This window comes from Desulfomicrobium macestii, from assembly GCF_014873765.1.
Taxonomy (GTDB): domain Bacteria; phylum Desulfobacterota; class Desulfovibrionia; order Desulfovibrionales; family Desulfomicrobiaceae; genus Desulfomicrobium; species Desulfomicrobium macestii.
Genome location: NZ_JADBGG010000015.1, coordinates 40,805 through 60,879, shown reverse-complemented (window position 1 = coordinate 60,879; position 20,075 = coordinate 40,805). Strand labels below are relative to the sequence as shown.

Genomic DNA, 20,075 nt, shown 5'->3' with positions numbered 1-20,075 from the left:
CCCCGCAGGCGGCGTCGCGATTGTCCTGCCAGGGCTCCCGGGGGGCTTTTGTCCATTGCGGTCGCCTCCAGGGAGGAGCGCCAAAGAGAAGTTGACATTTTATGGTCTGAAGGCCAATTTCAAGCTGGATTTGGTTCCATATCCCCGGGCCTACAGGAAAAAACATGATTCGCATTACCGACATTCTGGACCAGGCGTCCACATATCTCTCCCCGCTGGACGTGGCTCTTATCCAGAAGGCCTATGTCTTTTCCGCCGCCGCCCATGCCGGGCAGATCCGGCTTTCCGGCGAGCCCTATCTGTCCCATCCTTTGGAAGTGAGCAATATTCTTGTGGATTTGCGACTGGATGCGGCAACCATCGTGGCCGGATTGCTGCACGACACGGTGGAGGACACCGAAGCCTCCATCCCGCAGATCGTCGAGCTTTTCGGGCCCGAGGTCGGCGCCATCGTCGAGGGCGTGACCAAGATCAGCAAGATGAACTTCGAATCCAAGGAGCAGGCCCAGGCCGAAAACATCCGCAAGATGATCCTGGCCATGGCCGACGATATCCGGGTCATCCTGGTCAAGCTCGCCGACCGCCTGCACAACATATCCACCCTTGAATTCCAGAAGGAATACAAGCAGCGCGCCATTGCCCAGGAAACCCTCGGCATCTACGCGCCGCTGGCCAACCGCTTGGGTCTCTACCGCATCAAGGTGCAGCTTGAGAATTATGGCCTGAGGTACATGAAGCCCGACGTGTATGCCCAGATATCCGAAGGCATCAATCGTTACCAGGATCAGGGCCAGGCCTATATCGACAAGGTCAGCGCCATGATCCAGGACGTCCTGCACGAAAACGAGATCAACGGGCGGGTCAAGGGCCGCATCAAGCACATCTATTCCATCTATCACAAGATGAAACAGCGCGGGCTGACCCTGGATCAGATCTTCGACATGATCGCGTTTCGGGTCATCGTGAATAATCTGCGGGAGTGCTACACGGTGCTTGGGCTCGTGCATTCCCTGTGGCGGCCGGTGCCGGGCAAGTTCAAGGATTACATCTCCATGCCCAAGGCCAACATGTACCAGAGTCTGCACTCGACGGTCATCGGCCCGGAGGGCGAGCGCATCGAGATTCAGATCCGCACCGAGGAGATGCATCAGCTGGCCGAGAACGGCGTGGCCGCGCACTGGTCCTACAAGGAGCGGGGCAGCAAGAAGGCCCAGGACGCGGACCGCTTCAGCTGGCTGCGCCAGATCCTGGACTGGCAGGGAGACCTGAAGGACTCCCGGGATTTCATGTCGACGCTCAGCCTCGATCTGTTCCAGGACGAGGTTTACGTCTTCACGCCGCGCGGCCAGGTCAAGGAGCTGCCCGAAGGCGGGACGCCCGTGGATTTCGCTTATCTGATCCACACCGAGGTCGGTAACCACTGCGCCGGGGCCAAGGTCAACGGGCGCATCGTCCCGCTGAACACGCCGCTCAAGAATGGCGACACGGTGGAAATCATCACCGACGCCTCCCGCAATCCGAGCCGGGACTGGCTGCAGTTCGTCAAGTCCGGCAAGGCCCGGTCGCGCATCAAGCACTGGATTGGCACCGAGGAGCGGGCGCGCAGCCTGTCGCTGGCCAAGGAACTCCTGGAAAAGGAGGGTCGCCGCATGGGCATCAACGTGGCCAAGGCCATCAAGAGCGGCGATTTCGACCCCGTGGTCAAGGAGTTTTCCTTTCGCCAGCTCGACGACCTTTTTTCCGCCGTGGGGCATGGACGCATCACCGCCCGGCAGGTGCTCCGGAAGCTTCTGCCCAAGGAGGAGCAAAAAACCGAGGAGCGCAAGCCCACGGGTCCGGCCGCGCCCCAGACCAAGCCCCAGGATCCCGATTCCATCAGCATCCAGGGCGTCGACGGGGTGCTCATCCGCTATGCCCAGTGCTGCAATCCGCTGCCCGGGGACCCCATTGTGGGCTATATCAGCCGGGGCCTCGGGGTGACAGTTCACACCCAGGACTGTCCCAACGTGGCCAACATGGAGCCCGAACGCCTGCTTGACGTGAGCTGGGGCGGTCAGGAGGAAACCAAGCCCCTGCCGGCCAGGATCAAGGTCGTCTGCAAGAACGAGCGCGGCGTTCTGGGTCTGGTCAGCGGGCTTTTGGCCAAGGAAGGCATCAACATCGATTCAGGCAAGTTCACGTCCGCCGTGGACGGGATGTCGGAGCTCGATTTCGTCATCGAGGTCAAGACCACGACCCAGCTTTACGCCATCATCGAGAAATTGCGGAATCTTGAGGCAGTGCAGGAGGTTACGCGGACTTCGGCGGGTTGAGGCCTGGTTGAAGCCGGGCTGTCCGGCTGGGACGGGGGATTTCGGGGAAAGCTCGGAATCCCTTTTTTTTGGGTTTTGACGGAGTCTGAATCGGGTGGGGCGGGAGAATGCTGACAAAAGGCATGGATTCCAGTCTTCATGGGAATGACAATGGCGTTTCTGGACCGTTTGAAGGCGTTGCCCGCCGTGCTGTCTCGACGTCATTCCCGCGCGCAGGCGGGAACCCATGCCTTTTGTCTTGAATGTCTGCGCCTAGCCTACGCTGACCAGCTCGATCTCAAAGGTCAGGGCGAATCCGGCCAGGGGATGGTTGGCGTCCAGGGTGGCTTCGTCGTCATCGACGTCGACGATGAGGGCCGGGAGCTCGTTGCCGTCGGGGGAGCGCAGCACCAGCTGTTCGCCGACGGTGGGTACGATCTCCGGGGGGAAGGACGTCTTGGGAACGCGGATGACCATTTCCTCGTTGTGCGGGCCGTAGGCCTCTTCCTCCGGGATGGTCACGGTGACGCTCTGGCCGGGCTCGAGATCGACGATGGCTTTTTCAAAGCCGGGGATGACCATGTCCTGGCCGAGGATGATCTCCAGGGGGTCGCGCTCCCGGGAGGAATCGAACTGGGTGCCGTCGTCGAGCGTGCCCGTGTAATGAACCAGTACTTTGGTTCCAGCTTCAAGTGTCATGATGTTTCCTGTGGATTTAAGGTTACTGGTTTTATTTGGACCGCTCGAGTTCCGCAAGCCAGAGTTCGAGGGTGTTGGGCTCTCCTGGTTTGTGGTCGTCCGGGTAGAGCAGCGCGGACATGTAGAAGACGCTGCCTATGTCCAGGCTGCGCCGCGCGCTTTGGGAAAACATGTCCAGCTTGTGTTCGATCATGGGACGCCGTTCAAGGCTCAGCGCATCAAGAAAAGGGGCCGCGTTGGCGGACAGGTTGGCCAGCAGTTCCGCCTTGCGATGCATGGCCTCGCGATATCCGGCATCGTCGCCCGCATTGTGCAGCAGGTCGTGCGCGGTGCTTTCGATGTTCCGCACTTGCCGGATCTGATCACTCAGAAAATTGAGAAAATCGGTCATCGGTGCCTCCGAAAACTTGCAGACAGGGTTCAAGACGGGTGTCCATGGGAAAAATGATGCCTTCACCGCGTGCGGTGTAATAGGAGCGCTGCTTGCGCTGGAATCTGCGCACCTGGTCCAGGTTCTGGCTGCCGATGGGGTCGCACTCCAGCACCGGCGAGCGTTGCGGATTTCTGAGCAGATCCATGACCAGATTCTGGGCATGGGCGATGGCTTCGGCGATGAACGCCTTCTTGCGGGCAAAGGGCAGAAAACTCTGGAACATGCGCAGGGAGCGTTTGTAGGATTTTTCCTCCACCAGATGCAGGCTTTGGCGGAAGATGCGTTTTTTGATGCTGAAGGGCAATTTTTTCTGTCCCATGGTCAGGACCAGGGAATCGTCGGCCTCGGGATGCGGGATGCGAAAGATGCGCGAGGCCTGTTTGCGGGGCCATTCGACCTGCAGGTCGGCCAGCATCTCCACATAGGTGTGGGCGAATTTGCCACGTCCGGCGGAGAAGCCGAGCATGTTCGGGACCAGATAGTTGTGCGCGATGACGTCGGCGGCCAGATGGGACAGGTAGCCATAGGCGTAGGCCTGGGCCTTTCCGTCTTCGGCCTGGCGCAAGAGGGCCTTGCCCGTGTCCCAGTTGTGGGAATGGGAGGGCGTGAATTTGCTGCCCTTGCCGATGAAAATATCGGCCGACAGGCATCCGTACAGGAACTGCTCGGGGTGGGCCGTCAGCACGGCGGCTACCGCCGGGGCGAGAAGGTGCAGATGGGTCAGGACATGGTTGCCGATGGCCATGTGCACCCCCGGCCCCCAGGCCAGCGCCTCGCCGGGAAGCAGAAGCAGAAGAAGAAAAGCAAATAATAAAGCCATGGGTCGCCAGCCGAGTTTAGTTCTTTTCCCTGGTGGTGTGAAAGGTGATGTCCGGCCACTGCTCCATGATGTATTCAAGTCGCCAGGTGCTGTCGGCCAGCAGGGCCAGGTTGCCTTCGGAATCCGTGGCCAGGGACGAGTGAAGATCCTTTTGGAATCGTTCGAGAAGGGCCTTGTCGTCGGCTTGCACCCACCGCGCCGCGGACAGGTTGACCGGGGTGTAGATGGCGTCGACGGCATATTCATCTTTAAGGCGTGAAATGATCACGTCAAACTGCAGGACGCCCACCGCGCCCAGAATGTACTCGTTGCCGAGCGTGGGGCGGAACACCTGCACCGCGCCCTCTTCGGCGAGCTGCTGGAGGCCTTTTTGCAGCTGCTTGGTCTTGAGCGGGCTTTTCAGGATGACCTTGCGGAAATGCTCGGGCGCAAAGCTCGGGATGCCCGTGAACTTGAGCTCTTCCTTCAGGCTGAAGGTGTCGCCGATCTTGATGGTCCCGTGGTTGTGCAGGCCGATGATGTCCCCGGCGAAGGCTTCCTCCACGCCGGTCCGGTCCTGGGCCATGAAGATGGTGGCGTTTGAGATCTGCACGTCCTTGCCGATGCGGTGGTGGCGGATCTTCATGCCTTTTTCGTATTTGCCCGAGCAGATGCGCATGAAGGCGATGCGGTCCCGGTGGGCCTTGTCCATGTTCGCCTGGATCTTGAAGACCACGCCCGAGAATTCCTCCTCGAAGGGCGAAACTTCGCGGGTCAGGGTCGCCCGAGGGCGCGGACAGGGGGCCAGCTCGACAAAGGTGTCGAGCATTTCCTGCACGCCGAAATTGTTGATGGCGCTGCCGAAGAAGACCGGAGTCTGGCTGCCTTCCAGATAGCGCTCGACGGAGAAGGGGTTGCCCGCGCCTTCGAGCAGTTCGAGATCCCGGCGCAGATCCTGCGCCTGCAGGCCGAGCAGTTCGTCGAGCTTGGGGTCGTTCACGTCGTCGATGACCACGCCCTGCTGGATGCGCCCCCCGTGGGTGGCCGAAAAGAGATGGATCTGCTTCTTGTGGATGGAGTAGGTGCCCTTGAATCCCTTGCCCATGCCGATGGGCCAGCTCAAGGGGGCGCACTCGATGCCCAGATGGTCCTCGATGTCGGCCAAAAGGTCCAGCGGCTCAAGACCGTCGCGGTCGAGCTTGTTGATGAAAGTCATGATGGGCGTGTTGCGCATGCGGCAGACGTCCATCAGTTTCTTGGTCTGGGCCTCGACGCCCTTGGCGCTGTCGATGACCAGCAGGGCGGAATCCACGGCGGTCAGGACGCGATAGGTGTCCTCGGAAAAATCTTCGTGGCCGGGGGTGTCGAGCAGGTTGATGTCGTACCCGCCGTATTCGAACTTCATGACCGAGGTGGTCACGGAGATGCCGCGTTCCTGTTCCATCTTCATCCAGTCCGATGTCGCGTGGCGGGAAGCCTTGCGCGACTTGACCGTGCCGGCCAGGGTGATGGCTCCGCCAAAGAGAAGCAGCTTCTCGGTCAGGGTCGTCTTGCCCGCGTCGGGGTGACTGATGATGCCGAACGTGCGGCGTTTTTCCACATTCTGTCGTATTTCTCTTGCCAATGCGCTCATAGACTCTCCAAATGCTGTGTAACCCTGCCTTCAGGGCCTAGGAGGCAGTAGGCGCGATCATGGGAACAGTCAAGGAACCCGCCATGGCTTTCAAATTGGCGAAAATGCGGATGCACCCTTGACCCTGCCCCCCGCTCTGGTATGTTGAACCAAAATAGTGTTCGACCATTCAACCAGTTATGGAGGTGCTCAATGCAGTATTCAGAAAAAGATCTGCCTGTTCGGGTGCACGATGGTGAACTGCTTGTTTTGGATGACGGCAACGAGGTGCGCTGGGAGAGCAACGGTGAAGCCAAGGCGATTTTCATCGGCAGCAGCTTTGAGCCGACATTCGAACTGTTTCCCAACCAGAGCGAGACGGTGAACATCGGCGGCAGGAATTTCGCGCTGACCGCATTTTTCGAGGATGCCTTGGAGGTCAAGAAGGCCTGATGTTTCGCGTAACGCCGGGATGACCGGATTTCATTGATTTACTCCCGTCATGGCGCGATCACGCGCCTTGCTTGAGAGCAGTGATCAAAGCCTCTGCGCCAAGGGTTTTCGTGTGGGGGCTTTTTACATGGCTTTGCGTTGCCGGCAAGGCCCGGAACTTCGGATGCGATGGCCGCAAGCCGGCCTTGGGTCACGTGGCGACTTTCCGGTTTTCAGACGTGCTTGGTTGTGGACGGCCGGGTTGTGCTTGGCATAGATGCCACACAACACAAGGAGAAAACCCCATGGTTCGATGCAGATGCTATATTGTAATGATTCTTGTCTTTTGGGCGGGCGGCGCCTTGGCGGCGGAACCCCTGGCCATGAGCCTGGCCAACGTTCAGCGCGCCATCGACACCAACGATCACGTGCTGCTTGAAAAATATGTCGACCTGCGCGGCATCATAACCCGCGGCGTGGACCGTTTTGTGGCCGACTACGCGGCCAACCCTCCGGGAGGCGAGGGGGATCCGCTCATGGAAATGCTTTCGGGAGGGCTGTCGCGGGAATCCGGTTCGGCGGCGGCCGGGCCCATGAAGATGATGCTCGTGGAAGAGACCAGAAAATTCGTGATCCGGGGCGTGGCCTCGGGAGATTTCTCCGGAAGACCTTCGAAGGAGGCGGTGTTGCCCGACGGCGGCCTTTTGGCGGTCCTCTTCGCCGACGCTTCCACTGCCCGCAAGGAGCTGCGGGGCGTGCGCGTGAATCCGGCCAAGGGTGACACGGCCACGGCCCAGGCGACGGTGTACGATCACGGCAGCGAGCGCAGCTATCCGGTGCAGCTGGATCTGAGGCTTCAGCCCGAAGGATACTGGAAGGTCACGGATGTGAAAAACATGGCCGATCTGATCCGCAGGGTGCGCAAGGAAGCCGAGGAACGCTAGCCCTTCCCCGGCTTTACGTTCCCCGGATCATGACATCTGAATCCGCATGAAGCCCCGTCTGTTCCCGGGGCTTCATGCTTCCTGGGGCACGGGCAGGGGGCGGCGCAGGTCGCCGAGCTTGATGGCCGCCATGCCCGAGAGCAGCAGGGCGCTGCCCAGAAGCTGGACCGGGGTCAGGGTTTCGCCCAGCAGGAAGAAGGCGAAGACGGCGGTGAAGAGGGGTTCCAGGGAGACGATGATGTTGGCCACGCTGGCATCCAGCAGGGACAGGCTGACGTTGTAGAACCCATAACCGCCCACCGTGGGGATGGCCCCCAGCAGGATCATCACGGTCCAGCCTTCCACGCTGGAGCCGAGCCAGAACATGTCTCCGGGGGTGGTCGCCGAACCGGGAACCCATCCGCCGGTAAGATTGGCCAGGAAGAGGAACACCCCCGCGAACGCGAAGATGTAGAGGAGGGTGGTCCAGGGCGAGATGCCTCGCGTCGAGGTCATCCGTCCCATCAGGCTGTAGGCTGTGTAGCACAAACCCGTCAGCAGCCCTGCGATGACGCCCGCCAGATTGCTCTGCCAGGCCGAGGCGCTCAGCGCTCCGCTGATGAGTGCGCATCCGCCGAGACACAGGGCGATGGCCGTGAATTTGAGCGCTCCAAGACTCTCGCCCATGAATTTCCAGCCCAGAATGGCGGTGTAGGCCACGGAGCAGTAAACCATGACCGTGGCCACGGCCGCCCCGTTTTGCGCCACCGAGATGGCCCACAGGCCGTTGAAGCCGGCCAGCATGACCCCGAAAATGGCCAGGAAGGGGATGTGGACCTTGTCGACGCGCAGCAGTCCGCGATCGAAGAGAAGCATGAGGGGCACAAGGGTCGCGACCACGATGATGTTGCGCCAGCAGGCCAGGACGAGCGGCGGCATGTCGAAATTCATGACCAGATGGCGGATGAAGATGGAGGTCGTGGACAGGAACACGGCGCTGGCGAGAGCGGCGCTGAAGCCTTGGGCGGAACGGGACATGGCCATGGGATGCTCCTTCTTGTGCTGAATGTGAAGCTGGTCTAGTTGCAAATTGGCCCCGCCGTAAGGGGCAATTTTGAATAAAATGGACCAGTCCAATTTGGCAGGAGGGAAGACATGCGCCTGGCTCTTGATTTTGAATCCCGGGAACCCGTCTACGTGCAGATCAGCGGACATTTTCGAAACAGCATCCTGACCGAGAATCTGCGCCCGGGCATCCGCCTGCCGGCGGTCCGGAGCCTGGCCGCGAATCTGGGGGTCAGTCGCGGCACGGTGGAGAGCGCCTACGCCGAGCTCATGGCCGAGGGGCTCATCACTTCCCGGCAGGGCAGCGGCTTCTACGTGCTCCCCCATGCTCCCGGCGAGGCCAGGAATCCTCCCCTGTCCGGCGGCTGGCCCGCATGGCAGGGACGTCTCTCTTACGGCGGCTGCGAGGCCATGAGCGCCTATCTGCCGGAGGTCAGCCGGAAAACGGACTGGATCGCGCTGGATGGCGGTGCGTGCGACCCGCGCCTGTTTCCCATGGACGAGTTTCGCAAGCTCCTGAGTCAGGTCATGCGCCGGGACGGAGTGGCCTCCGTGGAGTACGGGGAGATCGCCGGATACCGGCCGCTGCGCGCCACCCTGGCCCAGGTGCTGGCCAGCCAGGGCATCCAGACGGACGCCGAGAGCATTCTGATCACGGCCGGTTCGCAGCAGGCCCTGTCCCTGGTCACGGGGCTCATCCTGTCACCCGGCGAGGCCGTCGTGGTCGAAGGCCCGACCTACGCCGGGGCCCTGGACGTGTTCCGCGCCCGGGGCCTGCGCATCCTGACTGTCGGCGTGGACGAGGAAGGCATGGACATGCGGGAGCTGGAGGCGGTTCTGTCCCGTCATCGGCCGGGCCTCATCTACACCATCCCCAATTTCCACAACCCCACCGGCGCATGTCTGGACGGCCAGCGCCGCAGGCAGCTCATCAGCCTGGCCGGGCGTTTCGACGTGCCCATCCTCGAAGACGACTATGTCGGAGACATCCGCTACGAGGGCCGCGCCCAGCCCACCCTCAAGTCCCTCGATCCCGACGGCCGCGTCATCTACATGAGCACCTTCTCCAAGATGCTCATCCCGGGCCTGCGCGTCGGCTTCGTGGTGGCCGACGGCCCGGTCTACGCCCACCTGCTGCGCTCCAAGCGCTGCCACGACCTGGCCACCTGCAACCTGATCCAGCGGGCGCTCAAGGATTACGTGTCCGTGGGCCGTTATCACGCCCACCTGCAACGTTCCTGCACACTCTACCGACGTCGCCGGGACGCCATGCTCGCGGCCCTTGCGAGGCACATGCCGGAATGCACGAGCTGGACACGGCCCAAGGGGGGGCTGTTCGTCTGGCTGCGATTGCCGGAAGGAATGAAGGCCTCGGACCTGCTGCCCAAGGCCTGCGGGGAAGGCGTGATCTTCGCGCCGGGGGGAAATTTCTTTCTGGATCCGGCAGAGGGCGAGGGCGGCATGCGTCTGAATTTTGCCTCCAACACGGAGTCCGTGATCGAAGAGGGTGTCCGACGGTTGGGTGTGGCGATGGGGGGGGGATAATTCGAATCACGGATGACGCGTGGATGCCATGGCGGTGGATCGTGGGCGAAAAATTTTCACCCGTACAAAAAAGCGGATCATAGGCGATGCGTGTATGATTGGCCCCTAATAATGGTAGCGAAGCTGGGCGATGAGCAGTGCTTCATCCGTAGCCTTGTAGACGAAGCGGTGCTCGTCGTTGATCCTGCGGGACCAGTACCCTTTGAGGGCGTGTTTGAGGGGCTCGGGCTTGCCGATACCGGTGAACGGCTGGCGGGAGGCTTCGCGGATGAGCTGGTTGATCCGGGCCAGGGTCTTTGCGTCCGTCTTCTGCCAGTAGAGGTAATCCTCCCAGGCGGTTTCGGAGAAGATGAGTTTCATTCCGCCAATGCTCTTTCCAGGCCCTGACCGGATTCGAGTTCGGAAATGGCCTTGAGCAGGCGCACCGCGTTTTTGGGGCTGCGCAGGAGGTAGGCTGTTTCTTCCAGGGCCGTGTAATCCTCCAGCGACATCATGACCACCGACTGGTCATTGCCCCGGGTGATGATGATCGGTGCGTGGTCCTCACAGACCTGGGTCATGGTCTGGGCCAGATTAGCGCGGGCGTTGGTATAGGTGATGGCGTCCATTAGTTGTCTCCATATGTACGATATTCTGTACAGAACTTGTGCGGAGATGGCAAGGGGGAGGCGAAAATTTTTTAGCCCGAATGAAATCATGATCAGCCATGTACGGCCATACAATGACGCCGTAGGGGCGAACACGCAGGTTCGCCCCTACGCCTTCCGGTCCTTGGCGACGGCCACGATTCTTCGCATCTGGCGACACAGGCCCATCAGCAGGTTGTATTCGTTCAGGCGCGGGTTGATGCGGTTGAAGAAGCGCTTCAGGGGTAGCATGAAATATTCGGGGTTGTCCTTGTTCAGGAAATCGATCTCGATCAGGGTCTCGCGCAGTTGGTTGAAGAGGACTTCCCGCTCTTCGTTGTTGATGTAGCGATCCTTGGGGGCTCCCGCCACCTTGAAGGGCTTGGTCAGGGATTTCTTGAAGCATTCGTAGAGCACGACCATGACCGCCTGGCTCAGGTTCAGGGAGGTCAGGTTGTCGGTGGTGGGGATGGTCAGGAGCTGGTTGCAGAGATCGGTCTCCTCGTTGGTCAGGCCCTTGTCCTCGGGGCCGAAGACGATGGCGATCCTGCCCCCTGCGTTGCGTTGCTCGACAATGCGCGGGGCCGCCTCCTCCGGGGTCTGGATGGCCTGGCGCCATCCGCCTGTTCTGGCCGTTGTGCCGTAGGAAAAGGAATAGGGCGCCAGCGCCTCGGCCAGGGTCTGGTGGATGCGGATGTTTTCCAGCAGGTGTCCCGCGTGGTGGGTGGCCAGGGGCAGCGCCTTGTCCTTGTCCCAGTTCCATGGGTCCACCAGCACGATCTGGCCGCAGCCCATGTTCAGACAGGCCCTGGCCACGGAGCCGATATTTTCCGGATACTTGGATTTGCAGAGGATGACGTCGATGTTTTCAAGCATGTTCGTCTCCCGTGGAGCTGGTTGGAGAATTCATGTTGCTGGAAATATTCTTGAAAAAAGGAATTTGAGGCCGGTCAAAACCCGGTCCGGACTGCGTTGCCCGCCAATTTTTTTGCAGGGATCGGGCAGAAGGCTGCATTTCACCCTGCAAGATCGGCTTGCGTCTGGCCGGAACGGGTTTTGGGCGATCTTCTAGACGTTGAAGAGAAAATGCACCACGTCGCCGTCTTTGAGGACGTATTCCTTGCCTTCGACCCGCAGCACTCCGGCGGCGCGGCATTTGGCCTCGGAGCCGTGCTTGACGTAGTCGTCATAGGCGATGACCTCGGCCCGAATGAAGCCGCGCTCGAAGTCCGTGTGGATCACGCCTGCGCCCTGGGGAGCCTTGCAGCCCTGGTGGATGGTCCAGGCGCGCACTTCCTTGGGGCCGGCCGTGAAGTAGGAGCACAGTCCGAGCATTTCGTAGCCCGTGCGAATGACCAGATCCAGGCCCGACTCGCTGACTCCGTACGAGGCCAGGAATTCCTGCGCTTCCTCGGGAGTCAGGCCGACCAGTTCTTCCTCGATGCGGGCCGAAATCTTCACGGCACAGGCACCGCGAGCCGCGGCCAGTTCCCGGACCTTGGTCACGAAATGGTTGTCTTCGGCCAGGGCGGCCTCATCCACGTTCATACCGAAGATGACCGGCTTGAAGGTGATCAGCAGCAGGTCCTTGCGCAGTTCCGCGCCCAGGTCGCTCCTGAGCTCTTCCATTTCCGAGGCGGGCTTGCCCGTGTTCAGGTGGGCCGTGAGCCTCTGCAGAAGGTCCAGCTGCGGAGCGAGGCGCTTGTCGGCCCTGATCTGCTTGGACAGGCGTTCGGCCTTGCGCTCCACGGCCTGCAGGTCGGCCAGGATCAGCTCCGTGTCGATGACCTCGATGTCGCGGATGGGGTCCACGGACCCGTCCACGTGGATGACGTCGTCATTTTCGAAGCAGCGCACCACGTGCAGGATGGCGTCGCATTCGCGGATGTTGGCCAGAAACTGGTTGCCAAGGCCTTCACCCTGGCTCGCGCCCTTGACCAGCCCGGCGATGTCGATGAAATCCACCGTGGCCTGGATGATCTTCTGGGAACCCACCAGTTCCAGCAGCTTGGCCAGACGCGGGTCCGGCACCGGAACCACGGCCTTGTTGGGCTCAATTGTGCAGAAGGGGTAGTTGGCGCTTTCGGCGTTTTGAGCCTTGGTCAGCGCGTTGAAGAGGGTGGATTTGCCCACGTTGGGCAGGCCCACGATGCCTATGCTCAGTCCCATGATATCTCCTTCATTTCATTCCCGTTGCCGCTCTTGACACACCGCGCCGGCAGCGGCGCTGACAAGCGGAACTCGTCGTTTTGCATGCGTGCGCGAACGTTGTCGGGAAATGTAAATGGAATGGTTGTGATTTGCTCAAGCGCCCAGCGGCCGGGTGCGAGGTGGCGAAGCCATAATATGATAGGCGACGGGACGCAAGGCGCGCCTTGGGATCATTTTGCACCTTGGTTTGGTGCTCATGTTGATTTTTGTCACGTTACGCATTGCATGGTTCCGCACGATCAAGTCGTTCGCGGACAAGCAGACCGAGCAGTTCCGGGTGACCGGATAGGCGGGACGGCTGCCTTCCGACATCGCCAGGAGCGCATTGCGCAAGCTTTCCGCCATCGATGCCGCATGTCAGATCGAAGACCTGTGCGTTTCTTCCGGAAACCGGTTGCATCTGCTTGAAGGTGATCGAAGCGGGCAACATTCGATCTCGGTCAACGATCAGTGGCGCATCTGCTTCCGGTTTGCCGATGGTGACGCCTTTGATGTCGAAATCTGCGACTATAACTAAGGAGGTGTGACACATGAGCATTCCCAATGACAGCTCGGCTGATTTCTGGTTGAACCTGCAGCGGGCTGTCGATCTTCATCAGGCGAAGCTGGCACTTGCGGATGACATACGCAACATCAAGCCGCTGCGTGTCGCCTGACGGGAATTTTTTTGGGATTTGCTCAAGCTTCCCCAGCTTTTTCAAAGAACTCCATGACAATGGGACGTTGGTTAGAAGTTTTCCGTAAAACTGAGCATAAATCGCCATGCCGGCACCACTTCTATCGTGCCGCCTCCAAGGGAAATCTTTTCGCTTTCTCCTCGAGTGACGATCGTTCCCGTCGACAGTTTCAATTCGGCCATGGCTTCGGCGAGGGCTGTGACCTCCCTTTTTTTGGTCTGCGGATCGGCCATGGATTCACAGACCTGGATCAGCATGCGGGAGCCGTCCCTGAGCTTTGCGATGAAATCCAGTTCCTTACCCGTTTTGGTCTTATAGTAGAAGATGTCTGGAGAAATCCTTCTCAGTGCGGTGAAGACCAAATTTTCCAGAAGATGCCCCGAATTGACCAGAATGCCTGAACTGACCGAGGTCACCAACGCATGGTCAATGCAGTAGATTTTTTTTGGGTTGGTGTTTGAGCGGGCCAGTGAGGCATCGAAGATGCGCACCGTAAAGAGGATATAGGCGTCTTCGAACCATGTCAGATAATCAGATACTGCGGATTTGGGCGCCTTGTGCCCCAGCGTTTTGAGGTAACCCGTCAGACTGTTGATGGAGTAAAGTGACGCAGTGTTGTCCACCAGCCAATGGGCCAGGTCCGTCAAAGCCTTGGGATGTGCGATGCCGTGGCGCTCGATCAGGTCGCGAAAAAGCATGGCGCTCCAATATTCCTGATGAGTCTTGATTCGGAGCATGCGTTCCAGTCCGGCCACTTCCGGAAATCCCCCTGTCTCACGGTATTCCTCGAAGGCTTTCTGGACCATCAGGCGCTTCTTGGTGGAAAGGGCTTCGTCACTGTCGATGCCCTTGAAATCGAGGAACTCTTTGAACGAGAACGGGAACATTTCCCAGGAGAGGGCGCGGCCGCGCATCTGGGTGGCGATTTCCTTGGAGAGCATCTGGGCGGAAGATCCGGTGATGTACACCTCGCATTCTTCCGTGCGCAGCAGGCGGTCAACAAACGGTTCCCATCCCGGGATGACTTGTATCTCATCGAAAAAAAAGTAGATTTTCTCCTTGTTTTTCTTTTCCGGATAGATGGAGAAATAGGCTTCGAGAATGACGCCGAGGCTGTCGTGCCGCAGGGCGTGCAGACGATCGTCGAAAAAGTTCAGACAGAGGATGTTTTCACTCCTGATTCCGGAATCGAGCAACTTCTGCATGAGTTGCAGCATATAGGTGGACTTGCCACAACGCCTGACTCCGATGCACACGGTTGCTTTGCCTAGTACCGGCCTGATCGCTGTGCGTCTTGGAATGCCTGTTTTAAGTTTACTCTGCTGAAAATCCAGGATTATTTCTTTAATAGTTTCAATCATTGTTCTGTTTCCGGTATTTTTTATGACTGGATCGATGCTAAACTGGAAAAATATATATCCAGTTTGTGCTTTAACCGGCAAGGGAAATTTTCGGTTTGAGAAGTTCTTCGCCTGTTTTCTTGAATCTCGAATTATTGAGCGGCATTATTAAACAACAAACTTGATTGGATTTGTTTCTGTGACCTGGATTCGTTGTCCATGATCCGCGTTTCCGAAGGATTTGAGCTTTGCCGCGAAGGAGTATAAGCCGCCCGTATCACGAATCGCGAGGGGGGAAACTTATGAACGAATGCCGCATCAACCCATGCTGTCAGGACCTGAGCTCCTTCAAGGTCATGGATGTGCTGGAACGGGCCTGCGCGCTGGAGAAAGAGGGCCGGGACATCGTGCACCTGCAGATCGGCGAACCCGACTTCGACACGCCCGAGTGCGTCAAGGACGCCGCCTGCAAGGCCATCCGCGACGGCCGCTGCCAATATACCCATTCCCTGGGCATCATCGAGCTGCGCGAGGCCATCTGCGCCAACTACCATGCCAAATACGGCGTCGAGGTCCATCCCGACCAGGTGCTTGTCACCTCGGGCACCTCGCCGTCCATGCTGCTGGCCTTTTCACTCCTGCTGCAGCCCGGCGACCGGGTCCTGCTCTCGGACCCGAGCTATGCCTGCTATCCCAATTTCATCCGCTTCACTGGCGCGGTGGCCGATTTCGTGCCCGTGCGCGAGGAGGACGGGTTCCAGTTCCGCGTCGATCAGGTCAAGGCCCGCATGAACGACGACGTGCGCGGCATCCTGGTCAACTCCCCGTCCAACCCGACCGGGACCCTGGTCAGCCCCGAGGTGTATTGCGGCCTGGCCGAGCTCGGCGTGCCGCTTTTTTCCGACGAGATTTACCACGGGCTTGTCTATGAGGGCCAGGAGCACACCGCCCTTGAATTCACGGACAACTGCTTCGTGTTCAACGGCTTTTCCAAGCTCTACGCCATGACCGGCTGGAGGCTCGGGTACGTCATCGCCCCCAAGGGCTACATGAAGCGCCTGCAGACCATGCAGCAGAACTTCTTCCTGTGCACCAGTTCCATCGCCCAGTGGGCGGGCGTGGCCGCCCTGACCCAGGCCGGCCCGGACGTGGAACGCATGAAGGCCATCTACGACCAGCGCCGCACGTACATGATCGCCAGACTGCGCGAACTTGGCTTCGGCATTCGGGTCGAGCCCACGGGCGCGTTTTACGTGTTCGCCAACGCCAAAAAATTCACGAACGATTCCATGCAGTTCACCTTCGACCTGCTGGAGAGGGCCGGTGTGGGCGTGGCCCCGGGCGTGGACTTCGGACCCGGCGGCGAGGGCTACATCCGCTTTTCCTACGCCAACTCCATCGAGAACATCGAAGAGGGCATGCGCCGTCTTGAAACATATCTGGGAGGCCTGAAATGAACATGGTCGAAGTGGCCCTGAACGGGCCCTGCTGTTCCGGATGCCTGGCCTGCGTGGAGCTGGCGCCGGAGATTTTCGCCTACGACGAGGACGCCCACGTGGCCGTGATTCTGCAAAACCCCTGCGAAGAGGACCTGGCCCGCAAGGTCGTGTCCTACTGTCCGGACGACTGCATCGAGATCATTGAATAGATGGCATTGGGAAAGAAGTGAAAAAGGGCGCTCCGTTCGGGGCGCCCTCATTTTTTTCAGGCATGTCGCGTTCAGGCGGCGCTTCGCGGGTTGACTTCGCGTTCCAGTTTTTCTCCAAGATTTTGCGCCGCGACTTCAAGCTCATAGTGTGATTGCAGGTTCATCCACGACTGCGGATCAACTCCAAAATAGCGACCGAGCCGGAGAGCCGTGTCCGCGCTGATGGCTCTTTTCCCGTGCACGATCTCATTGATGCGGCGAGGAGGAACGCTGATGGCCTTGGCCAGGGCATATTGGGTGATGGCCATGGGTTTCATGAAATCCTCCAGCAGGATTTCCCCGGGATGAATGGGGCCAGGAATCAGGTTTTTCATGGTGCTTTGCTCCATTAATGATAATCCACGATTTCCACATCGTGCACATTGCCGTCACGCCATGTGAAACAGATGCGCCATTGATCGTTGATGCGTATGCTGTGTTGTCCGGCCCGGTCCCCCGACAGGCTTTCGAGCCGATTGCCCGGGGGCACGCGGAGAAAGTTCAGGTCGACCGCCGCATGCAGTTGCAGCAGTTTGCGCAAGGAGACCCGGTGAATGTCCGGTGGGATTTTTCGCGATGTTCGCTCGCGGAAGAGTTTATCGGTTTCCTTGCAGGCAAATGAGACGATCATGAGTCACTGATAACGCCTGGCGTTCATATTGGCAACTCCGCTTGACTGCCGGGCCAGGTTTCTTATTGATAAATTTTGTCATTTATTTGCGAATACAACCGGAGGCAGCCATGACCGCCATTTCGACCGATACCCTGGCCAACATCCAGTTCCGTCTGCACTGGGAGGAGCATGGAGTTGTCCATGAGGACAGTTTTTACGCCCAGAACGTGAACCTGTGGCGGGATGTTTTTCCCGCAGGGCTCGAGAAGGAAATTCTGGGAATGACGGTGGGGGAATCACGTCTTGTCGATCTTCAGCCCGGCGTGCATGTGCCGGTGCGGGACATGAGGAAGGTCATGACCGTGCCCCGCAAGGCGTTCAAGGCCCCCGTCGGCGATACCGCCATCGAGCCGCTGCAGGGTCGCTTTTACCCTCAGGGCGTGCTGCGCGGACTGCCCGGCATCTACCCGCAGAACATCCAGCCCTTTCGTGTCATCAACACCGGCGCGGACACGCTGACCGTCGATCTCAATCATCCTCTGGCCGATGTGGAGGCGCGGCTTGAGATCACGCCTCTTGCGGTGTGGCCCAAGCAGGCGGAGTTTGGCGGGCAGTGCAAGGACTGGCTTTGCGCCCTGACCGACGGGCCGGGACTCAAGCGCAGGACGGACAGGGGGACGGATTTCGGCCTCGGTGCGCCCCTGGAAAAGCCGCTCGGTACTGGCGACGAGGAATTTTACGCCACGCCGCGCAAGGTCGCGCACGTGGACAGTCAGGCGCGCGAGAACATTGCCAAGGTGTACTCGCGTCTTTTGCCCGGCCGGGAGGGGATTCTTGATCTCATGGCCGGATGGCAGACGCACCTGCCCGGCGGTGTCACGGCCACTGGCCTGGGCATGAACGGGGAGGAGATGAACGAAAATCCGGCCCTGTCGTCCCACGTGGTTCATGACCTCAATGCCGACTCGGTGCTCCCGTTCGCGGATGGCGCTTTTGACGCCGTGATCTGCAGCCTGTCCGTGGAATACCTGACGAGGCCCCTGGAGGTTTTCGCCGAGATCGCCAGGGTGCTGGAGCCGGGCGGGCTGTGCGTCGTGGTCTTTTCGCATCGCTGGTTTCCGGACCAGGCCGTGCGCATCTGGACCGAGCTGCATGAGTTCGAGCGCGTCTCCCTGGTCTCGGAGTATTTTCGTCTCGGTGGCGGATTCAAGGACGTGTCGACCCTCTCGGATCGTGGCTGGCCCCGGCCCATGGACGCCCGGGATCGCTATTATCCCATGATCCAGCATTCCGACCCCGTGCATGCGGTGTGGGCCGTGAAGCAGTGACGGCCGCTTGGGACCAGTGATCAAAAATGAATGGCCGCGACCCCGAAGGGAGCGGCCATTCATTTTTGTGTGCCGATTATCCGGCTATTTCATTTCCGCCAGACGTTGCTGAATGGCTTCCAGTTGCGCCTGCAGGGCTTTGACCTGATCTTTCAGCGCCTGTTGTTCGGTGGCCGGATCAAAGGCTTCCTGCCGTGCGAAGCGTCCCTGCGGCCCTGCCGCGAAAAAGCGACGTCCGCGGCCCCTGCCGCCGCCAAACCCGAATCCACCGCCGCCGAATCCTCCGCCGTTCGCGTAACCCGGCGTCCCGGAACCGGAGCAATATCCGGCGCCGCGTCCTGTCATGGAGCCCATGCCCATGGGTCCTGTTCCGTTACCAGCTGGCATAATACCTCCTTCCCGCCTTTCGCGGGAGCAGTTGTATGAAAATTTTCCGTCACTGTTTCTCAAGGGCCAGACGCATGTATCTGTTCAACGCCTCGTGCAGCGTGGAGACGGCCAGAAAAGCGCAGTGATGATGGTCTTCCGGGATCTGTCCGGCCCGGGCCAGGACCATTTCGCCCGTGATGTCGAAAAGCTCTTCGGCCGTCTTGCCCACGGCCATCTCCGCCGCTAGGGAGCCGCAGACCACGCTTGGGCCGCAGCCGTCCGTTTCAAAGGATGCCGCGCAGACCCGGTCCCCGTCGAATTTGAGCGAGATGGCCATGCTGTCCCCGCAGGTCCCCTTGAGTTCCGCCGTGCCGTCGGCGTCGGGCATGGGTCCCATGTTGGGCGGGTTGACCCAGCGCTCGTAGGCTTCCTCGCCCCAGGCCGCGCGCGTGTCTTCGTTTATCGTGTTTTGCATGGCCTCAATGATGCGGTCCAGATCGTCGCCCATGAAAACCCCTTCTGTGTTTATTCGATCACTTCCGGAACATATCCATGCGGCAGGTGCGCAGTGCCCTTGACGCAGGGGATTCCAGCCGCATCGGCGGCCTGGCGGACGAGCCGGTCCACATCCTCGCAAAAGCCGTCTCCCAGCGCCCAGCCATCCTTCTCCTTGCGCGAGAACAGGCAGGTGCAGAAGTGGACGCGTTCAGCGCCCTTGCTTTTGAGTATCCTGGCCATGTCTGCCACGTTTTCTCCCGGACATCGACAGGTGAAAACGCCCGCAATTTCCGGCTCCTCGCAGCCCGCAAAGCCTTCCGCAGCGGAGGAGAGCGCCTTGAAACAGGAGGTCAGAGGACATTTGGTTTCATTTTTTTCGCAACGGATGATGCCTATTTTGGACATGGATACTCCACTTCATGGTTGTTGGCGTTGCCAGGTGCGTTCGCGTAGAAAGGGTCTTTTTCGGGCCGCGCCTCTTTGTTGCCAGCAAAGCAACAGTGGTGCCATGTATTGGGTGGCTTGGTAATAAAAGGTCTGACTGCCTGAAAGTATTTGGGAAATTGATTGTATCGGGAAGTTGGCTAACAGCTCAGCGAGGCATGCCCGCAACCCAGACAAGAACATGGAGTAGCGCAAAGGCAACTCTGTTTCGCGGTCTGAAGCAGGATGGGAGAGTGGGCAGGTCATCATGGGCTGCGTAGGTCGGTCGGGCAGAAGAAAAGCCAGTCGTTGCTGGCTGGTCGGTCATCAAGGGGGAAAGCGGAGCGTTGAAGGAGCGGAGCTATAACAAGGGGCACAAGAGAAAGGTTTGTGAGTCAAAGCGAGGCTTGGCCTCTTTTCCTTCCAGCAATTCAAGATTCAAGATCTGACGCTCGTCTCCCCCATTAAATTTCAATTAATTTCAGCACATTGTAATTTTTTTCA

The 20,075-nt window shown here is 59.6% G+C and carries 24 protein-coding genes; 9 read left to right on the top strand and 15 right to left on the bottom strand.

The window, feature by feature from the left end; translation table 11 throughout:
* The first annotated feature begins 164 nt into the window (after positions 1–164).
* On the top strand, positions 165–2,312 hold the full coding sequence (locus H4684_RS10975) for a RelA/SpoT family protein (protein WP_192623760.1): 2,148 nt from the start codon (positions 165–167) through the stop codon (positions 2,310–2,312).
* Between the two features lie 252 nt (positions 2,313–2,564).
* Here the strand turns inward: H4684_RS10975 and H4684_RS10970 are convergent, their stop codons facing one another.
* Genes H4684_RS10970 through H4684_RS10955 form a run of 4 tightly spaced genes read right to left on the bottom strand, consistent with a single transcriptional unit; the run spans position 2,565 to position 5,855 of the window.
* On the bottom strand, positions 2,565–2,990 hold the full coding sequence (locus H4684_RS10970; RefSeq protein ID WP_192623759.1) for an FKBP-type peptidyl-prolyl cis-trans isomerase: 426 nt from the start codon (positions 2,988–2,990) through the stop codon (positions 2,565–2,567).
* Positions 2,991–3,021: 31 nt separating this feature from the next.
* Positions 3,022–3,381 carry a hypothetical protein gene (locus H4684_RS10965; RefSeq protein ID WP_192623758.1) on the bottom strand — a complete coding sequence of 120 codons (360 nt, stop codon included), beginning with the start codon at positions 3,379–3,381 and terminating at the stop codon, positions 3,022–3,024.
* Positions 3,353–4,243: a zinc dependent phospholipase C family protein gene (locus tag H4684_RS10960; RefSeq protein WP_192623757.1), complete on the bottom strand. Its 891-nt coding sequence runs from the start codon at positions 4,241–4,243 to the stop codon at positions 3,353–3,355. Before H4684_RS10960 ends, H4684_RS10965 begins: the two co-directional genes overlap by 29 nt.
* A 16-nt stretch (positions 4,244–4,259) precedes the next feature.
* Positions 4,260–5,855 (bottom strand): peptide chain release factor 3, encoded by a 1,596-nt coding sequence (locus H4684_RS10955; protein WP_092192110.1) that lies wholly within the window; start codon positions 5,853–5,855, stop codon positions 4,260–4,262.
* A 192-nt stretch (positions 5,856–6,047) separates the two neighbouring features.
* On the opposite strand from H4684_RS10955, the gene H4684_RS10950 reads away from it, so the two are divergent.
* Together H4684_RS10950 and H4684_RS10945 are read left to right on the top strand one after the other, a co-directional pair.
* Positions 6,048–6,287: a hypothetical protein gene (locus H4684_RS10950; protein ID WP_192623756.1), complete on the top strand. Its 240-nt coding sequence runs from the start codon at positions 6,048–6,050 to the stop codon at positions 6,285–6,287.
* Between the two features lie 311 nt (positions 6,288–6,598).
* Complete coding sequence (locus H4684_RS10945; protein WP_225940373.1) at positions 6,599–7,210, top strand: hypothetical protein; 612 nt, start codon at positions 6,599–6,601, stop codon at positions 7,208–7,210.
* Between the two features lie 72 nt (positions 7,211–7,282).
* Here H4684_RS10945 and H4684_RS10940 read toward each other — a convergent pair whose 3' ends face one another.
* Positions 7,283–8,233, bottom strand: coding sequence for a DMT family transporter (locus tag H4684_RS10940; RefSeq protein ID WP_192623754.1), 951 nt, complete (start codon positions 8,231–8,233; stop codon positions 7,283–7,285).
* Positions 8,234–8,344: 111 nt separating this feature from the next.
* On the opposite strand from H4684_RS10940, the gene pdxR reads away from it, so the two are divergent.
* Positions 8,345–9,799, top strand: coding sequence for a MocR-like pyridoxine biosynthesis transcription factor PdxR (pdxR, locus tag H4684_RS10935; RefSeq protein ID WP_192623753.1), 1,455 nt, complete (start codon positions 8,345–8,347; stop codon positions 9,797–9,799).
* 105 nt (positions 9,800–9,904) lie between these two features.
* On the opposite strand, the gene H4684_RS10930 is transcribed toward pdxR, so the two are convergent.
* From H4684_RS10930 to ychF, 4 genes are all read right to left on the bottom strand, one after another.
* Positions 9,905–10,159, bottom strand: coding sequence for a Txe/YoeB family addiction module toxin (locus tag H4684_RS10930; RefSeq protein WP_092192100.1), 255 nt, complete (start codon positions 10,157–10,159; stop codon positions 9,905–9,907).
* A complete protein-coding gene (locus tag H4684_RS10925) occupies positions 10,156–10,407 on the bottom strand; it encodes a type II toxin-antitoxin system prevent-host-death family antitoxin (protein ID WP_092192098.1) in 252 nt (83 codons plus the stop codon). The genes H4684_RS10930 and H4684_RS10925 overlap by 4 nt, the downstream gene beginning before the upstream one ends.
* 147 nt (positions 10,408–10,554) lie before the next feature.
* Positions 10,555–11,301 carry an RNA methyltransferase gene (locus H4684_RS10920; RefSeq protein WP_192623752.1) on the bottom strand — a complete coding sequence of 249 codons (747 nt, stop codon included), beginning with the start codon at positions 11,299–11,301 and terminating at the stop codon, positions 10,555–10,557.
* A 192-nt stretch (positions 11,302–11,493) separates the two neighbouring features.
* Entirely contained in the window at positions 11,494–12,594 is a 1,101-nt protein-coding gene (ychF, locus tag H4684_RS10915) for a redox-regulated ATPase YchF (protein ID WP_192623751.1), read from the bottom strand.
* A 340-nt stretch (positions 12,595–12,934) separates the two neighbouring features.
* Here ychF and H4684_RS10910 point away from each other — a divergent pair, with 340 nt between their 5' ends.
* Together H4684_RS10910 and H4684_RS20990 are read left to right on the top strand one after the other, a co-directional pair.
* Positions 12,935–13,153: a type II toxin-antitoxin system RelE/ParE family toxin gene (locus H4684_RS10910; RefSeq protein WP_225940377.1), complete on the top strand. Its 219-nt coding sequence runs from the start codon at positions 12,935–12,937 to the stop codon at positions 13,151–13,153.
* A gap of 13 nt (positions 13,154–13,166) precedes the next feature.
* Positions 13,167–13,292, top strand: a complete 126-nt coding sequence (locus H4684_RS20990) for a hypothetical protein (RefSeq protein ID WP_264080949.1) — start codon at positions 13,167–13,169, stop codon at positions 13,290–13,292.
* Between the two features lie 71 nt (positions 13,293–13,363).
* On the opposite strand, the gene H4684_RS10905 is transcribed toward H4684_RS20990, so the two are convergent.
* Positions 13,364–14,674, bottom strand: a complete 1,311-nt coding sequence (locus H4684_RS10905; protein ID WP_192623750.1) for an ATP-binding protein — start codon at positions 14,672–14,674, stop codon at positions 13,364–13,366.
* 281 nt (positions 14,675–14,955) lie between these two features.
* Here H4684_RS10905 and H4684_RS10900 point away from each other — a divergent pair, with 281 nt between their 5' ends.
* Both H4684_RS10900 and H4684_RS10895 read left to right on the top strand, forming a co-directional pair.
* Entirely contained in the window at positions 14,956–16,110 is a 1,155-nt protein-coding gene (locus H4684_RS10900; protein WP_192623749.1) for a pyridoxal phosphate-dependent aminotransferase, read from the top strand.
* Positions 16,107–16,301: a ferredoxin gene (locus H4684_RS10895; RefSeq protein ID WP_092378234.1), complete on the top strand. Its 195-nt coding sequence runs from the start codon at positions 16,107–16,109 to the stop codon at positions 16,299–16,301. The genes H4684_RS10900 and H4684_RS10895 overlap by 4 nt, the downstream gene beginning before the upstream one ends.
* Positions 16,302–16,372: 71 nt before the next feature.
* Here the strand turns inward: H4684_RS10895 and H4684_RS10890 are convergent, their stop codons facing one another.
* Together H4684_RS10890 and H4684_RS10885 are read right to left on the bottom strand one after the other, a co-directional pair.
* Positions 16,373–16,675 carry a HigA family addiction module antitoxin gene (locus H4684_RS10890; RefSeq protein ID WP_208599836.1) on the bottom strand — a complete coding sequence of 101 codons (303 nt, stop codon included), beginning with the start codon at positions 16,673–16,675 and terminating at the stop codon, positions 16,373–16,375.
* 14 nt (positions 16,676–16,689) lie between these two features.
* Positions 16,690–16,971, bottom strand: coding sequence for a type II toxin-antitoxin system RelE/ParE family toxin (locus H4684_RS10885; protein ID WP_192623748.1), 282 nt, complete (start codon positions 16,969–16,971; stop codon positions 16,690–16,692).
* Positions 16,972–17,081: 110 nt separating this feature from the next.
* On the opposite strand from H4684_RS10885, the gene H4684_RS10880 reads away from it, so the two are divergent.
* Entirely contained in the window at positions 17,082–18,281 is a 1,200-nt protein-coding gene (locus tag H4684_RS10880; RefSeq protein WP_192623747.1) for a methyltransferase domain-containing protein, read from the top strand.
* Between the two features lie 84 nt (positions 18,282–18,365).
* On the opposite strand, the gene H4684_RS10875 is transcribed toward H4684_RS10880, so the two are convergent.
* From H4684_RS10875 to H4684_RS10865, 3 genes are read right to left on the bottom strand one after another with little or no spacing between them, the layout of a single operon-like run.
* A complete protein-coding gene (locus H4684_RS10875) occupies positions 18,366–18,668 on the bottom strand; it encodes a DUF5320 domain-containing protein (protein WP_192623746.1) in 303 nt (100 codons plus the stop codon).
* A 49-nt stretch (positions 18,669–18,717) separates the two neighbouring features.
* Positions 18,718–19,158 carry an iron-sulfur cluster assembly scaffold protein gene (locus H4684_RS10870; RefSeq protein ID WP_192623745.1) on the bottom strand — a complete coding sequence of 147 codons (441 nt, stop codon included), beginning with the start codon at positions 19,156–19,158 and terminating at the stop codon, positions 18,718–18,720.
* A 17-nt stretch (positions 19,159–19,175) separates the two neighbouring features.
* Complete coding sequence (locus H4684_RS10865) at positions 19,176–19,553, bottom strand: CGGC domain-containing protein (RefSeq protein WP_192623744.1); 378 nt, start codon at positions 19,551–19,553, stop codon at positions 19,176–19,178.
* Between the last annotated feature and the right edge of the window lie 522 nt (positions 19,554–20,075).

Coding starts and splice junctions, on each gene's coding strand:
- H4684_RS10970 (WP_192623759.1), bottom strand. CDS start 2,990: ATGACACTTGAAGCTGGAACCAAAGTACTGGTTCATTACACGGGCACG.
- H4684_RS10965 (WP_192623758.1), bottom strand. CDS start 3,381: ATGACCGATTTTCTCAATTTTCTGAGTGATCAGATCCGGCAAGTGCGG.
- H4684_RS10950 (WP_192623756.1), top strand. CDS start 6,048: ATGCAGTATTCAGAAAAAGATCTGCCTGTTCGGGTGCACGATGGTGAA.
- H4684_RS10925 (WP_092192098.1), bottom strand. CDS start 10,407: ATGGACGCCATCACCTATACCAACGCCCGCGCTAATCTGGCCCAGACC.
- H4684_RS10905 (WP_192623750.1), bottom strand. CDS start 14,674: ATGATTGAAACTATTAAAGAAATAATCCTGGATTTTCAGCAGAGTAAA.
- pdxR (WP_192623753.1), top strand. CDS start 8,345: ATGCGCCTGGCTCTTGATTTTGAATCCCGGGAACCCGTCTACGTGCAG.
- H4684_RS10945 (WP_225940373.1), top strand. CDS start 6,599: ATGATTCTTGTCTTTTGGGCGGGCGGCGCCTTGGCGGCGGAACCCCTG.
- H4684_RS10920 (WP_192623752.1), bottom strand. CDS start 11,301: ATGCTTGAAAACATCGACGTCATCCTCTGCAAATCCAAGTATCCGGAA.
- H4684_RS10890 (WP_208599836.1), bottom strand. CDS start 16,675: ATGAAAAACCTGATTCCTGGCCCCATTCATCCCGGGGAAATCCTGCTG.
- ychF (WP_192623751.1), bottom strand. CDS start 12,594: ATGGGACTGAGCATAGGCATCGTGGGCCTGCCCAACGTGGGCAAATCC.
- H4684_RS10865 (WP_192623744.1), bottom strand. CDS start 19,553: ATGTCCAAAATAGGCATCATCCGTTGCGAAAAAAATGAAACCAAATGT.
- H4684_RS10870 (WP_192623745.1), bottom strand. CDS start 19,158: ATGGGCGACGATCTGGACCGCATCATTGAGGCCATGCAAAACACGATA.
- H4684_RS10960 (WP_192623757.1), bottom strand. CDS start 4,243: ATGGCTTTATTATTTGCTTTTCTTCTTCTGCTTCTGCTTCCCGGCGAG.
- H4684_RS10930 (WP_092192100.1), bottom strand. CDS start 10,159: ATGAAACTCATCTTCTCCGAAACCGCCTGGGAGGATTACCTCTACTGG.
- H4684_RS10875 (WP_192623746.1), bottom strand. CDS start 18,668: ATGCCAGCTGGTAACGGAACAGGACCCATGGGCATGGGCTCCATGACA.
- H4684_RS10940 (WP_192623754.1), bottom strand. CDS start 8,233: ATGGCCATGTCCCGTTCCGCCCAAGGCTTCAGCGCCGCTCTCGCCAGC.
- H4684_RS10895 (WP_092378234.1), top strand. CDS start 16,107: ATGAACATGGTCGAAGTGGCCCTGAACGGGCCCTGCTGTTCCGGATGC.
- H4684_RS10955 (WP_092192110.1), bottom strand. CDS start 5,855: ATGAGCGCATTGGCAAGAGAAATACGACAGAATGTGGAAAAACGCCGC.
- H4684_RS10880 (WP_192623747.1), top strand. CDS start 17,082: ATGACCGCCATTTCGACCGATACCCTGGCCAACATCCAGTTCCGTCTG.
- H4684_RS10900 (WP_192623749.1), top strand. CDS start 14,956: ATGAACGAATGCCGCATCAACCCATGCTGTCAGGACCTGAGCTCCTTC.
- H4684_RS10975 (WP_192623760.1), top strand. CDS start 165: ATGATTCGCATTACCGACATTCTGGACCAGGCGTCCACATATCTCTCC.
- H4684_RS20990 (WP_264080949.1), top strand. CDS start 13,167: ATGAGCATTCCCAATGACAGCTCGGCTGATTTCTGGTTGAACCTGCAG.
- H4684_RS10885 (WP_192623748.1), bottom strand. CDS start 16,971: ATGATCGTCTCATTTGCCTGCAAGGAAACCGATAAACTCTTCCGCGAG.